Genomic DNA, 13,408 nt, shown 5'->3' with positions numbered 1-13,408 from the left:
AAAAAACAAATAGGGTTGAGGAGAAATAAATGAGTAAGTTCATTCGTTTTTATGATGAAAAAGGATATCTTGTTGAATTAAGTCTAGGTACGACAACCTTTTCACTACAGCCAAAGCATGTGTTAGTGATTTCTTTTTATAAGGGCAGTTGGTTATTCATTCAACATCCGAAAAGGGGAATTGAATTCCCAGGTGGAAAAGTGGAAAAGGGCGAAACTGTTGAAGAAGCTGCCAAACGAGAACTCTTTGAAGAAGCAGGAGCAACTATAAAAGAACTTTATTATGTAGGACAATATAAGGTTAACGATCCAGACGGAGAATTTGTTAAAAATATTTATTTTGGGCTAGTCGATCAATTGATAAAGAAGGAAAATTATTTAGAAACAAATGGTCCAGTATTGATGAAGAAATTCCCATTAAATGTAAAAGGTGATGGTAGGTTTAGTTTTATTATGAAGGATCAAGTGATAGAGCTTGGTATGAAGGAAGTAAATCAAAAGTGGCACCATCTACTGACGGATAGTGAGGGTGCGGAATGATGGATGGTCAAGTCATCGAAAAGGTACGCTTACCTTCACCACATCCCAGAATAAAGCTTTATTTAGTCACTTATAGAAGTGACGGTCTAAGAGTCAAAGGCTACTTAGCTGAACCAGATACTGATGAACAATTACCCGGATTTTTATACCTAAGAGGCGGAATTAAAAATGTAGGTATGCCGAGAATTGCGAGAATTATTCAGTTTTCTTCAGAGGGCTTTGTTGTTTTTGCCCCTTTATATCGTGGTAATAAAGGGGGAGAGGGGCAGGAGGATTTTGCGGGTAATGACCGTAATGATGCAATAAATGCATGCTGGCTCTTACATAGACATCCTGCTGTTCAGAAAGACAATATTCATTTATTTGGGTTTTCTCGCGGTGGTGCAATGGCTTTACTTACAGCTTCTGAATTGAATTTTATTCGTTCAGTTGTATGCTGGAACGGTGTTTCTGATATGAGGCTTACGTATGAAGAACGGATTGATTTACGGCGAATGATGAAACGAGTTATCGGAACACCGGCTAAATATCCGGAACGGTATGACTGGAGAACTCCACTCAATGTCAGTGAACAAATTTCATGCCCTATACTCCTTATCCATGGACAAAAGGATGAACATGTTTCGATTGAGCACAGTTATCGATTAGAAACGAATTTACATAGTAAAGGGAAAAGCGTAGAAACTTGGTATTACGAAGAGTATAATCACTTTTTTCCGGAACCGGATAATCGAAGAATTGTTGTACAGTTAACGCAATGGATGAAACGGCAGAGTCAATATGATAAGTGAAGAAAAATACAAAGGGTTCATAGATAAAGGAGACTGACATTTATCAGTCTCCTTTTGGCTTGCGCCCTTTTCTTATTATACGTTTGGACCTGCGTTTTTAATATCTTCTGTAACGTTATCGAACTTCTCGAAGTTCTCTTTGAACTTGTTTGCAAGCTCTTGAGCTTTTTTATCATACTCTTCGCCGTTGGCCCAAGTTAGTTTCGGTTGAAGAACTTCATCTGGAACACCAGGGCAGTGAACAGGGACGTTCAGGCCGAAGATTGGGTCTACTGAGAATTCAGCAGAGTTTAATTCGCCTTGAAGAGCCGCTTGGATCATTGCACGAGTATAAGCTAAGTTCATACGCTTCCCGACACCGTAAGGACCACCTGACCAACCTGTATTTACTAGGAACACTTGTGCATCGTGTTGTGCGATTTTTTCACCTAACATTTCAGCATAACGACGAGCTGGTAATGGAAGGAATGGTGCACCGAAACAAGTTGAGAATGTTGCTTCAGGTTCTGTAACCCCGCGCTCAGTTCCTGCTAGTTTACTAGTGTAACCAGATAAGAAGTGATACATCGCTTGCTCTTTTGTTAACTTACTGATTGGAGGTAATACACCGAAAGCATCAGCAGTTAAGAAAATAATCGTATTAGGGTGACCCGCAATACTAGGCATTAATGTATTTGGAATAGCTTCTAACGGATAAGCTACTCGAGTGTTTTCAGTTAGGCAAGTGTCATCGTAATCAGGATTTCCTGTTTTTTCATCAAGAACAACATTCTCTAATACGGAACCAAAACGAATCGCATTCCAAATTTCTGGCTCTTTTTCATAAGATAAATTCACGCATTTAGCATAGCAACCGCCTTCAACGTTAAATACCCCGTTGTTAGACCAACCATGCTCATCATCACCGATCAGGTAGCGGTTAGGATCTGCAGATAACGTTGTTTTACCCGTTCCAGAAAGTCCGAAGAATAGTGCAACGTCTCCTTCTTTCCCAGCATTTGCTGAACAGTGCATAGAAAGAACATCTTGTTCTGGTAATAAGTAGTTCATAATAGAGAAGATTGATTTTTTCATTTCACCAGCATATTCAGTACCACCGATTAGAACAACTCTCTCTTCGAAAGAAACGATAATGAATGTTTCAGAGCGAGTCCCATCCACTTCAGGATCTGCTTTAAAATTCGGAGCAGAAATAACCGTGAATTCAGCTTCGTGATCTACTAATTCTTCTTGAGACGGGCGAATGAACAATTGTTTTGCAAAAAGGTTATGCCAAGCATATTCGTTGATCACTTGGATTGGCAGACGATAGCTTTTATCGGCACCGGCAAAGCCGCGGAAAACAAAAAGTTCTTCTTGTTCTTTTAAGTAGTTCATTACTTTGTTATATAATTTAGTGAATACTTCTTTTTCAATTGGTTGGTTAACAGAACCCCAGTCAATTTTATCTTTAACTGAATCTTCCATAACGATAAATTTATCTTTAGGTGAGCGTCCAGTGTATTTTCCCGTAGCTACACTTAATGCACCTGTTGAAGTTAAAGCACCTTCATTTCTCATTAGTGACCTTTCGACTAATTTAGAAACAGGAAGATCTAGGTGAACATTCTCTCCTCGTAAAATATGCTCTAATTCAGTAGCGAAGCTAATTGTACTCATTGGTCACAAAACCCTCTCTTTTTTATATTTTATAATTATGTTAGTCAGGATTAACATTTAATTTTTTATGTTGAAATTAGTATAACACATTTTACTAAATAGTCTATACTATTATTTCAATTTGTGTGCAAATAAGTTGAAAAATTATGTGTCTAATTTAGTATGGGGTTTATTATATAAGGAAGTTATTAGTTATGTAAGTTGGAAAAGCTTTTATAAAGTATCATAATTTTTAAGCCTGTTTATATAATTGTACCATTCAACGACGCAATCTACTGTTAAAAAAGTTACATTTAAAAGGAATAAAAAAATTTAGAAAAGTGGGATATTAGTAAAGTTTGTCGAATGGATGGTTATAAGGGGCAAAAGCAATTAGGACTAGGAATACTGTGGCCTTTTTATCTATGCTGCATAGTATAGAAGGAAAAGGAGGGAGTGCAGTGGACAGTATTTCAATAATGGACCTTGCGACCGTTTCAGCTGTCGTTGCTGCATTAGTTACGGTTGTAGGAAATGCTTTTAATATTGATAAAAAGTATCGTGCATTGCTGGCCATCGGAGTTGCCTGTCTTTTATGGTTTATTCCGAGAGAATGGGGAAATGAAGTGTTAGTTGCTTTAGTGATCGGTTTAACGGCAAGTGGTGTGTACAGCCAGGTTAAACCGAGAGATAACCAAAATGAATTATTAAGGATGCAAATGCGTGAAGAAATTAGAGAAGAACAGGATCAACAAAGGCAAAACCAAATAAATCCAAACCATAATATGAACTATAATCAAACCAATAATATACGACCAAATCGTAATCCTAACCAAAACCAAAACCAAAATGTAAATCATAACAATAATCATGATATAGATACGCCTTATTAAACCAATTATTATATGTTTTGTTTTATCGACTTCTAAAGATGTCAACTAGCAATAGTTGACATCTTTTACTATGTAAGTTATGATATGTCGCGAACGGATACTCTTATCCCGAGTCGGTGGAGGGACAGGCCCGAAGAAACCCAGCAACCAACACCCTGATAAAAGGTGAAAAGGTGCTAACCTGCAAAGCGAATGCTTTGAACGATAAGAGGTTAAAGGTGATAAGTCTAACCCTTTTCCTCATGAGGAAAAGGGTTTTCATGGCTATATATGTCTTAAATTTTTACTCACAATGGTGAGGGAATGAGTGCCGTATCAATATTTAACACATGTTATGGGGAAGCTATTTTTATAGGATTGTATTCACCCTAAAAGATGTGTAAAAGGAGGATACTGTAAGATGGTAGAAAAGAAAAGTCGTCGCTTATTCACTTCAGAATCAGTGACAGAAGGGCATCCAGATAAAATTTGTGACCAAATTTCGGATGCAATTCTAGATGCAATCTTAACAAATGATGCGAATGCACGTGTAGCTTGTGAAACGTCAGTAACTACAGGGCTAGTACTTGTAGCCGGTGAAATTACGACAAGTACATACGTTGATATTCCTAAGATCGTTCGTGAAACAGTTCAACATATTGGGTATACGCGAGCGAAGTACGGATTTGACGCTGAAACGTGTGCAGTATTAACTTCAATTGATGAGCAATCTGCAGATATCGCCCAAGGGGTAGACCAAGCACTAGAATCTCGTGAAGGACAAATGTCAGATGAAGAGATTGAAGCGATCGGTGCTGGAGACCAAGGGTTAATGTTTGGTTATGCTGATAACGAAACGGAAGAATTAATGCCGCTTCCAATTTCTTTAGCACACAAATTATCACGCCGCCTGACTGAAGTGCGTAAAGAGGAGATTCTTCCATACTTACGTCCAGATGGAAAAACACAAGTAACCGTAGAATATGATGAGAACGGAAAGCCGGCACGAATTGATACGATCGTTATTTCGACTCAACATCACCCGGAAGTAACGTTAGAGCAAATTCAACGTAATATTAAAGAGTATGTTATCAAACCAGTGGTTCCTGCAAAGTTAATTGATGACGAAACAAAATACTTCATTAATCCAACGGGTCGTTTTGTAATTGGTGGACCTCAAGGAGATGCTGGATTAACAGGACGTAAGATTATTGTTGACACGTATGGTGGTTATGCCCGTCATGGCGGGGGTGCATTCTCAGGTAAGGATCCAACAAAAGTTGACCGTTCTGGTGCATATGCAGCTCGTTACGTTGCGAAAAATATCGTAGCTGCCGGTTTAGCTGATCGTTGCGAAGTGCAACTTGCTTATGCTATTGGTGTAGCACAACCAGTATCCATCGCAGTGGATACATTTGGAACAGGTAAAGTATCAGAAGAAGTACTAGTAGGACTTGTTCGTAAGCACTTTGACCTTCGTCCAGCTGGTATTATTAAAATGCTAGATCTTCGTCGTCCGATCTATAAGCAAACAGCTGCATACGGTCACTTTGGACGTAATGATATTGATCTTCCTTGGGAGCAAACAGACAAAGCGGAAGTTTTAAGAACGGAAGCTCTATAATATAGGAAAGAAAGGAGCGAATTTTCGCTCCTTTCTTTTATGATAAGAATTTGAAGATGTATAGCACCAGCGCCTTGTCTCAGTTAGAAGAAGCCAGCCTAATGTGGGAACGTGACATTTCGTAAGCTTTCTCATATTGGATCAGAAGGTTGTCAAAGATAGTTTCCCATGATTGTGTTTTAGCATACTTTCTTCCTTCATAGCCCATTTGTAAGCGAAGCGTATGGTCAGTTAATAGTTTTTCAATGGCACTAATAAAGGATTGTGGTTTTTTCGCTTCACAAATTAACCCTGTTTTTTCATGATGCACAATTTCAGTGACGCCACCTTTGTTGGCAACAATTGCAGGTGTTCCTGATGCTAAAGCTTCTAAAACGACATTGCCGAATGTTTCAGTAGTGGACGGGAATACGAACAAATCTGCTAAGGCATAAATAGAAGCTAACTCATTACCGGCTAAATAACCAGTGAATGTAATGTTTTCATTAAAGCGTTCTTTATATTCATTTAAAAGCGGACCATCTCCAACGTAAATCCAGTGAATTTCATTCCTCAGTTGTTCTGGCAGTTGTTCCATAACTAAGCGTAATGTGTCTAAGTCTTTTTCAGGAGCCATTCTCCCTACATACAGAAGGACGTATTTCTTGCGTATGTTAAAGTGATCGTATAAACTGAAATCCTTTTCTTGTGGACTGAATTGAAAACAATCTACTCCTCGAGTCCAAAGTTCAATATTTGTAAAACCCCGTTTAGCTAAATGTGTCTTCGTTTCTTTCGAAGGAACAAAGGTTTTATTAAAATGAGAATAGAACCACTTCATAAATTTCCATAACCACTCTGACATAAAGGTGAGCTTATAGTATTTTAAGTAATGGTCGAAATGAGTGTGATACGAACCGACCATAGGAATATTATGTTTTTTTCCGTAATGGAGGCCACTTAAGCCGATATTAAACGGAGTTGTAATATGAATGAGGTCGGGTTTAAAGCTGTCCATCTGTTGCCGGATAGTAAAAAGGTTAGGAAGGGCCATTCGACATTCCGGATATAAGAAAAAAGGTAAACTAAAAAATGAGTGAATATGATTAGAGTACATGTCAGTTTGCTGAATGGTTTCAGGAACAAATAACTGATAAGGTACGTTTCGATGTTCAAAGTGATTGACTAGTCGTTGTAAAGTTCGAGCTACCCCGTTTATTTGTGGAGTAAATGTATCAGTAAATAAAGCAATTTTCATTTATAGACCTCCTACATCTTTCCTTCATTAAAGGTTAGCGAATTAATAGAACCAGTAATTCATGAAGATAGTCGTCAAAAATGCACTAGAGAAACCAAGTAAAGCTCCAACGACTACATCAGAAGGATAATGCAGCCCTAGAAATATTCTAGATATACCTACTAAAGTAGCAATAGGCAACAAAAGAAGGGAAAGCATAGGATTATAAAGAATAAATGGTGTTACTATTGAGAAGATAGCTGTCGTATGTCCCGAAGGAAAGGAATGATCCTTGAACGGGTTATCAACTACATTAATATTTGGTAAGACGAGGTAAGGGCGCTTTCTGTGGTAGCCTTTTTTTACAATTACGACAACGGCATGACTAAGAGTTAATGCGAGTGCTGCTGCGAGTGCCGTGGATTGAAATGGAGCGGTGAGCAGTATACAAAGGATAACGGTGCTGCCTACCGTAAATGTCGCTCCTCCTAAATGTGTAATGTAGTTCATGAAAAGAAAAGAACCTTTGGAACGACTTTTCTCGTTGAAAAAATAAAACAAGTTACAATCAGTACGGTAAAACCATTGTTTTGATCGATCCATGCGAAAACCTCTTTTCAAGGAAGTTGCCCATAAGGCACTAAATGAATGTTGTTAACAGAATTGTAACAATTATTTGTTTGCTAAATATGAAGTTAATTTTAAAATTTATTTAATTAACGTAAAGGGCACTTAATGATATTCTTCAATTTTCTGCAATTACTGACGAAGGGATAGCGAGTGGGAGTGTTAATAGAGAGGGCAGGGGCAAGGAAAGGCACAACACGTTAAAGTTGAAGACTAGAGTGTCTGAATGTGGAAGAAGGAACTTAGGAGGGAAATGAAACATTGTAATCAAAATAAAAACCATAATTTTGATCAAAAATTCTCAAAATTATGGTTTTATATTCGCTGTTGTATTGAGAGTCTAAGTGGTTTTAATCAATCTTTATTTTTCTGCAAACTTTTATAGTATTGTCCTTTTTCCACATATTCTCTTCGAATGCGGGCCATATCTTTACGGTCTTCTTCTGTTAATTCACGTACGACTTTTGCAGGCCGGCCGAACGCAAGAGTGTTGGGTGGAATGACCTTACCTTGGGGAACGAGACTTCCAGCACCGATAAAAGCTCCTTCACCGACTTCAGCCCCGTCAAGCACGATCGAGCCCATTCCAATAAGAGCATTTTTGCGAAGAATACAGCTATGTAAAATCACTTGATGACCTACCGTAACGTCATCTTCTAGAATAAGAGGATTGTTTGGACTTTGATGCAAAACTGAATTATCCTGTACATTCACTCTGTCGCCAATGATGGTAGGGGCTACATCTCCACGGATCACGGAGTTAAACCAAATGCTCGTTTCCTCTCCAATTTTCACATCACCCGTAACTGTTACAAAGTCTGCGATAAATGCAGACTCAGCAATATCTGGTGTTTTGCCGTTATATGGATAGATCAAAGAAAACAGCTCCTTTTATAAAAAAATGATAAAAAAAGATTTCAGATGACAATGACGCGAAAATCTGACATAAATATAATAAACACCGTCAAATCTCCTGATACAATACGTTTAGTTTAGCAAATACTGGGGGAAAAAAATAGAGAGAAAGGGGATTAATATGTGGAAATGGGAATGTAGTGAACAACCAAAAGGTGTGATCGTAATCGTTCATGGAGCCGGAGAGCACCATGGCAGATACGGCTGGTTAAGAAAAAAATGGCAGGAAGCTGGCTTCCATATCATCATGGGAGACTTGCCTGGACAAGGAAAAACGAGAGGGAAACGTGGTCATATCGACTCGTTTAATCAATATATTGAGACGGTTTATGAATGGTATAAAGAAGCTGCCTTATATGGTTTGCCTATTTACTTACTAGGCCATAGTATGGGAGGGCTCGTTTCCATACGTACGTTAATGGAAAAGAAGATGGATCTACACGGAGTTATCTTGTCGTCACCTTTATTAAAGTTAGCGGAAGAACCACCGAAATACAAGACGATGACTTCGAGGGCTTTGCACAGATTATTACCGACTGTTACTGCACCATCAGGGTTGAAGACACATCTAGTCACTAGAAATGCAGAGATCCGTGAAGCGTATATGATGGATGAATTACGAGTAACGAAAGTATCTTTACGATGGTATCAAGAGATTGTAAAAGCAATGACATTAGCTAAAAGAAATATAAATAAATTCCCAAATGTTCCACTTCTTTTAATACAAGCTGGTGATGATCATATTGTAGATAATGAAGCTTCTAGGTTCTGGTATGATGAGTTAAAAATTAATGAAAAATGGTTTAAGGAATGGGACGGGTTATACCATGAGCTATTTAATGAACCTGAACGGGATGACGTTTTTCAATATGCAAAACTATTTGCTGAGCTTCACCTTTGACGGGGTGAGGCTTCTTCACGGTAAAATACAGTCTTATAAGACGAGTTTTTGTTGCAGACGTCTTGGCTTGAGGTGGTTTGATCTAACAAGCCGTTAAAAGCAGGCCATTTGTTGATGGTATAGGGCCTAGTGATATACAGCATTACAATTTTCTCAAAATCAATAGATTTGGATAATAAAAACGGGTGTGATAAAGTACTATTATTAAAGGAAGAAACTGGTGAGGGGGGTTAATTTGAAAATACCTAATCAGCCGTGGACGTTAATGTACAGCATCTACCGGAATGTCATACCAAGCGTTCATCGTTATTTAGAGGAATGGAAAGAAAAAGCTGAAGCCATTCCAAATCCAGAATTAAGAAAACAAGCACTGATGAGTATAGAGACAAAGACTTTCCATTGTGAAGGCGGCGGTATTTACGGCTTATTGGCAGGACCGGAAGTTGACAAAGTAATAAAATTTATCGTTGCGTATCAAACGATCAGTGATTACTTAGATAACTTGTGTGATCGCAGTACTTCTTTAGATCCTGAAGACTTCCGTGCGCTTCACCAATCTATGGTACACGCTTTAACTCCTGGAACTGAGCCGGAAAATTATTATCGACTGAGAGCTGAACAGAACGATGGAGGTTACTTAAGCAGTTTAGTGCTTACATGCCAGCAAGTTTTAAAGCACCTGCCATCCTTTGCAAAGACTCAGTCTGTCATGCTGGAGCTTTGTCAATATTACTGTGATCTTCAAGTTTACAAGCATGTTAAAAAAGAAGACCGTGTACCGCTTCTTGAAGACTGGTTTTCCTTACATAAAGACAAGGTTCCTGAAATGTCATGGTTTGAGTTTTCAGCTTGTGCAGGCTCAACCCTAGGCATCTTTTGTCTTGCGGCTTATGCCACGAATGAAGACCTTTCGGAAGAGACGGTTCAACGAGTGAGAGATGGGTATTTTCCTTATGTACAAGGGTTACATATATTACTAGATTATTTTATTGATCAAGAGGAAGACCGGATCGGCGGGGACTTAAATTTTTGTTTTTACTATGAAAATGAAGAAGAGCTTATTTTTCGTTTTCGCCATTTTGTAGAACAAGCGGAGGCGAGTATCGAACAACTTCCTAATCGAAATTTCCATTACTTGATTAATAAAGGTTTAGTCGCAATTTACCTAGCAGATGAGAAAGTACAAAGGCAAAAGAAGGTCAAGGATACAGCCAAGAAGTTTATTCGATTTGGCGGCATGTCTACTCTTTTCTTCTATATAAATAGTTGGGTTTACCGGCGAGGAAGTAAGTGAAGAGCTGGCGAGTTGCAGTTTGTATGTATGCGGCAGGGTGAAGGTGCTGATTAATTAAAAAGTACTAGTATTCATTTAATGGACTTATGTAACTAACTTTGATCCCGTAAAATTTTATATAAAAAAAAAGACGCATTGGAGGTTGTAATCCAATAGCGTCTTTGTTTTCTAACTATTACGTAGGATAACTCCTATGTACTTACAATGTTTCCACCCGCTATATCATGTGACTCGTCAATATGACACACTTGCAAAATCTGCGTGTGAGGGAAAGCTTTTGGTGTATTTTCCATCTAGTTGCATTTAGGTTAGGATGATTGATATCCATCGCTGATTATATCCAACTTACCTGTTTCAGGACAAATGACTAATCCATGGACCGGTGTCTCCGGTGGTAGTAGTGGATGTTTTCTCACCATTTCAACACTATGCATTACACTTTCTTCTACCTTTGAAAAGCCTTTTAGCCATTCGTTCACATTAATACCGGCAAAGGCGATCGTTTCGACTTTCTCCATGGAGACCCCGCACTCCTCAGCTTTAGCCAGAACACTAGAAGACTCGAGTCCTGCCATTCCGCAGCCATGGTGACCGATCACACATACTTCTTGCGCTTTTAACTCGTATAGAGCAACAATAATACTTCTCATAATACTACCAAACGGATGACTAATGAACGCTCCTGCATTTTTAATAATTTTCGCATCTCCATTTTTTAAGTTCATTGCACGAGGCAGTAATTCCGTAAGACGAGTATCCATACAAGTTAAAACCACTAACTTCTTATTTGGAAACTTTGTCGTTTGGTATTCTTCATACTTTTTTTCTCTTACAAACGTCTCATTATAGTCAAGTATCGTCTGTAATAATGCCATTGATTTCTCCCCCGGCCAATTCATTGATTGGCCTGTTTCTCTAATTTTCTCATTCTCTTATGTTAACTATAGTTTGATGAAATCTATCGATAAATGTCAACCTTTGAAAAATGGAAAATTATGAAATTTATCTTTTTTCAATCGCAATAATAAAGGGGGGATTGTTTTTTTGATTTATAAACTCGTATTTTAATACATGAGCTTTTTCTTGATTAAGTTGTTCCGCATAATGTAAAACAGCAGTCTTTTCAAGTTTTCCTTGCTCGTGTCCGTGATAGATCACTAGAACAATGATGCCACCTGAATCTAACATACGAAAGAGCTGTTCAATAGATGATAGGGTTGAATCGGGTTTAGTTACAATTTCTTTGTCGCCGCCAGGCAAATACCCTAAATTGAAAATCGCTCCTTTTACTTTTCCTTGGTGATCTTCTGGAATGCAATCTGTTAAACGATCATGACTTTGATGAAGAAGGGTTACTTGTTCCTCAACTTCATGTTCTTGTATTCTCTTTTTGGTTTTTTCGATCGCCTGTTCCTGAATATCAAAAGCATAAACACGTCCATTTTCCCCGACTCGTTTCGCTAGGAATAAGGTATCATGACCATTTCCTGCCGTACAATCGATCGCAATGTCCCCGCTGTGAACCACTTTTTCTAATAGGATTCTGGCAAAAGGAAGAACTCCATCTATATTCATCCCATCTCAACGTCCTTTCGGTACAACTTTCCTTGCCATGTGTCACGGCGTTTAAGTTCGGCTTCGATTGCATTTAGTACATCCCACTTTTTTAAACTCCACATCGGTCCAATCATCATATCGGCTGGTCCGTCTCCAGTTAAACGATGAATAATAACATGAGGCGGCAGCATTTCGATTTGATCGACGACCAGGTTGATGTATTCATTGAAATCCATAAACTGTACGAGTCCTTTTTCATATTGTTTAACCATTGGCGTTTTTTTCATTAAATGAAGCAAATGAATTTTAATTCCTTGGATGTCTAATTTACAAACTTCTTCTACCGTTTGTTTCATCATGTCAGTCGTCTCTAAAGGCAGCCCGTTAATGATGTGAGCACATACACGGATGCCGTGCTTTCTGAGTTTATCTACACCATCAATATAACATTGATAATCATGTGCCCGGTTGATTAATAGAGCCGTTCGTTCGTGAACGGTTTGTAGGCCGAGTTCAACCCATAAATAAGTTCGCTTGTTTAATTCAGCTAAATAGTCAACGACGTCATCAGGCAAGCAGTCTGGGCGAGTTGCGATTGAAAGCCCGACCACATCTTCTTGTTGTAAAATAATTTCAAACATTTCTCTAAGCTCGCTGACCGGTGCATACGTATTACTGTAGGCTTGAAAATAGCCGATATATTTGCCGCTTTTCCATTTTCGGTGCATCCGCTCTTTAATGGTATGAAACTGTGTGACTAAGTCGTCTTTTCGATCACCGGCAAAATCACCAGAACCGCGTTCGCTGCAAAACGTACATCCGCCACTGGCCACCTTTCCATCGCGGTTAGGACAATCAAAGCCGGCATCAAGTGGTATTTTAAACACCTTTTCACCGAATTGTTGTCTTAAGTGGAAATTCCACGAATGATATCTTTTGTCTCCGAAACGTAGAGGAACAGCTTGATGTTGTTTTATGTCCATTTATATCACCTTTAGTTGGTTATAAGTTACTGTCACTTCATCATCCTATCACAAACGAGCAAGAAACTCGAACGGGTGAAATAGAGCCATTTGAAAAGTTGGAGGGACATGGTTATATGTGTTTTTTTCGGTGTTCACCGCTTTTTAACATGTGATTATGTTAAGGTGTCGCTGATGCGTCATTTGATGCTGTGTTCTCGCACATGTGTGTTATAGGTATTATTTTTTAGGGCACTGAGAGGACGCTATTTTATCAGAAATGACCTCATATAAAAATTTGTGGACCTGAAAGGCCCTTATTCCCCTATTCTTGAGCAAAAACATCATGAAATATAGTAAATAAGGGCTTGTGAGGACCATTACGGATTTAAAATTGCCATTTTTAAAGAAATAAGGGCCTGTGAATGCTCTAATATTCTCATACATCTTGAAGGCACTTCCATGTGCAACA

13 protein-coding genes and 1 riboswitch are annotated in these 13,408 nt (G+C 38.5%); of the genes, 6 read left to right on the top strand and 7 right to left on the bottom strand.

All coding sequences use genetic code 11. From position 1 onward, the window contains the following. The first annotated feature begins 29 nt into the window (after nucleotides 1-29). A complete protein-coding gene (ytkD, locus tag N7Z68_RS20275) occupies nucleotides 30-539 on the top strand; it encodes an RNA deprotection pyrophosphohydrolase (RefSeq protein WP_275120294.1) in 510 nt (169 codons plus the stop codon). Beyond that, nucleotides 536-1,330 (top strand): alpha/beta hydrolase family protein, encoded by a 795-nt coding sequence (locus tag N7Z68_RS20270; protein ID WP_275120293.1) that lies wholly within the window; start codon nucleotides 536-538, stop codon nucleotides 1,328-1,330. Before ytkD ends, N7Z68_RS20270 begins: the two co-directional genes overlap by 4 nt. Nucleotides 1,331-1,405: 75 nt before the next feature. On the opposite strand, the gene pckA is transcribed toward N7Z68_RS20270, so the two are convergent. Then, nucleotides 1,406-2,989 (bottom strand): phosphoenolpyruvate carboxykinase (ATP), encoded by a 1,584-nt coding sequence (gene pckA, locus N7Z68_RS20265; RefSeq protein ID WP_275120292.1) that lies wholly within the window; start codon nucleotides 2,987-2,989, stop codon nucleotides 1,406-1,408. 440 nt (nucleotides 2,990-3,429) lie between these two features. Between pckA and N7Z68_RS20260 the strand changes: the two genes are divergently transcribed. Continuing rightward, nucleotides 3,430-3,861, top strand: a complete 432-nt coding sequence (locus N7Z68_RS20260; RefSeq protein ID WP_275120291.1) for a hypothetical protein — start codon at nucleotides 3,430-3,432, stop codon at nucleotides 3,859-3,861. A gap of 100 nt (nucleotides 3,862-3,961) precedes the next feature. Next, nucleotides 3,962-4,072: riboswitch (SAM riboswitch) on the top strand. Between the two features lie 189 nt (nucleotides 4,073-4,261). Next, nucleotides 4,262-5,464, top strand: coding sequence for a methionine adenosyltransferase (gene metK / locus N7Z68_RS20255; protein ID WP_275120290.1), 1,203 nt, complete (start codon nucleotides 4,262-4,264; stop codon nucleotides 5,462-5,464). Nucleotides 5,465-5,543: 79 nt separating this feature from the next. Here metK and N7Z68_RS20250 read toward each other — a convergent pair whose 3' ends face one another. The 3 genes from N7Z68_RS20250 to N7Z68_RS20240 form a co-directional block, all read right to left on the bottom strand. Next, entirely contained in the window at nucleotides 5,544-6,701 is a 1,158-nt protein-coding gene (locus N7Z68_RS20250; RefSeq protein ID WP_275120289.1) for a glycosyltransferase family 4 protein, read from the bottom strand. 42 nt (nucleotides 6,702-6,743) lie between these two features. Then, the gene (locus N7Z68_RS20245) at nucleotides 6,744-7,283 is read right to left on the bottom strand and encodes a phosphatase PAP2 family protein (RefSeq protein ID WP_275120288.1); all 540 of its coding nucleotides are present in this window, start codon (nucleotides 7,281-7,283) and stop codon (nucleotides 6,744-6,746) included. Between the two features lie 378 nt (nucleotides 7,284-7,661). Beyond that, the gene (locus N7Z68_RS20240) at nucleotides 7,662-8,183 is read right to left on the bottom strand and encodes a gamma carbonic anhydrase (RefSeq protein WP_275120287.1); all 522 of its coding nucleotides are present in this window, start codon (nucleotides 8,181-8,183) and stop codon (nucleotides 7,662-7,664) included. 160 nt (nucleotides 8,184-8,343) lie between these two features. Between N7Z68_RS20240 and N7Z68_RS20235 the strand changes: the two genes are divergently transcribed. Both N7Z68_RS20235 and tbcS read left to right on the top strand, forming a co-directional pair. Beyond that, the gene (locus N7Z68_RS20235; protein WP_275120286.1) at nucleotides 8,344-9,123 is read left to right on the top strand and encodes an alpha/beta hydrolase; all 780 of its coding nucleotides are present in this window, start codon (nucleotides 8,344-8,346) and stop codon (nucleotides 9,121-9,123) included. Between the two features lie 235 nt (nucleotides 9,124-9,358). Further along, a complete protein-coding gene (tbcS, locus tag N7Z68_RS20230; protein WP_275120285.1) occupies nucleotides 9,359-10,417 on the top strand; it encodes a tetraprenyl-beta-curcumene synthase in 1,059 nt (352 codons plus the stop codon). 308 nt (nucleotides 10,418-10,725) lie between these two features. Here tbcS and N7Z68_RS20225 read toward each other — a convergent pair whose 3' ends face one another. The 3 genes from N7Z68_RS20225 to mnmL form a co-directional block, all read right to left on the bottom strand. Next, nucleotides 10,726-11,292, bottom strand: coding sequence for a beta-class carbonic anhydrase (locus tag N7Z68_RS20225; RefSeq protein ID WP_275120284.1), 567 nt, complete (start codon nucleotides 11,290-11,292; stop codon nucleotides 10,726-10,728). 127 nt (nucleotides 11,293-11,419) lie between these two features. After that, nucleotides 11,420-11,992 carry a tRNA 5-(aminomethyl)-2-thiouridylate-methyltransferase MnmM gene (mnmM, locus tag N7Z68_RS20220; RefSeq protein ID WP_275120283.1) on the bottom strand — a complete coding sequence of 191 codons (573 nt, stop codon included), beginning with the start codon at nucleotides 11,990-11,992 and terminating at the stop codon, nucleotides 11,420-11,422. Beyond that, nucleotides 11,989-12,957, bottom strand: coding sequence for a tRNA modification radical SAM protein MnmL/YtqA (gene mnmL / locus N7Z68_RS20215; protein WP_275120282.1), 969 nt, complete (start codon nucleotides 12,955-12,957; stop codon nucleotides 11,989-11,991). Before mnmL ends, mnmM begins: the two co-directional genes overlap by 4 nt. Between the last annotated feature and the right edge of the window lie 451 nt (nucleotides 12,958-13,408).

Source organism: Alkalihalobacterium chitinilyticum, assembly GCF_029028005.1.
Taxonomy (GTDB): domain Bacteria; phylum Bacillota; class Bacilli; order Bacillales; family Bacillaceae_F; genus Alkalihalobacterium; species Alkalihalobacterium chitinilyticum.
This window is presented reverse-complemented; position numbering and strand designations above follow the sequence as displayed.

Excerpts from the sequence above, each read along its gene's own strand:
- ytkD (WP_275120294.1), top strand. The coding sequence starts at position 30 with ATGAGTAAGTTCATTCGTTTTTATGATGAAAAAGGATATCTTGTTGAA.
- N7Z68_RS20270 (WP_275120293.1), top strand. The coding sequence starts at position 536 with ATGATGGATGGTCAAGTCATCGAAAAGGTACGCTTACCTTCACCACAT.
- pckA (WP_275120292.1), bottom strand. The coding sequence starts at position 2,989 with ATGAGTACAATTAGCTTCGCTACTGAATTAGAGCATATTTTACGAGGA.
- metK (WP_275120290.1), top strand. The coding sequence starts at position 4,262 with ATGGTAGAAAAGAAAAGTCGTCGCTTATTCACTTCAGAATCAGTGACA.
- N7Z68_RS20250 (WP_275120289.1), bottom strand. The coding sequence starts at position 6,701 with ATGAAAATTGCTTTATTTACTGATACATTTACTCCACAAATAAACGGG.
- N7Z68_RS20245 (WP_275120288.1), bottom strand. The coding sequence starts at position 7,283 with ATGGATCGATCAAAACAATGGTTTTACCGTACTGATTGTAACTTGTTT.
- N7Z68_RS20235 (WP_275120286.1), top strand. The coding sequence starts at position 8,344 with ATGTGGAAATGGGAATGTAGTGAACAACCAAAAGGTGTGATCGTAATC.
- N7Z68_RS20225 (WP_275120284.1), bottom strand. The coding sequence starts at position 11,292 with ATGGCATTATTACAGACGATACTTGACTATAATGAGACGTTTGTAAGA.
- mnmM (WP_275120283.1), bottom strand. The coding sequence starts at position 11,992 with ATGAATATAGATGGAGTTCTTCCTTTTGCCAGAATCCTATTAGAAAAA.
- mnmL (WP_275120282.1), bottom strand. The coding sequence starts at position 12,957 with ATGGACATAAAACAACATCAAGCTGTTCCTCTACGTTTCGGAGACAAA.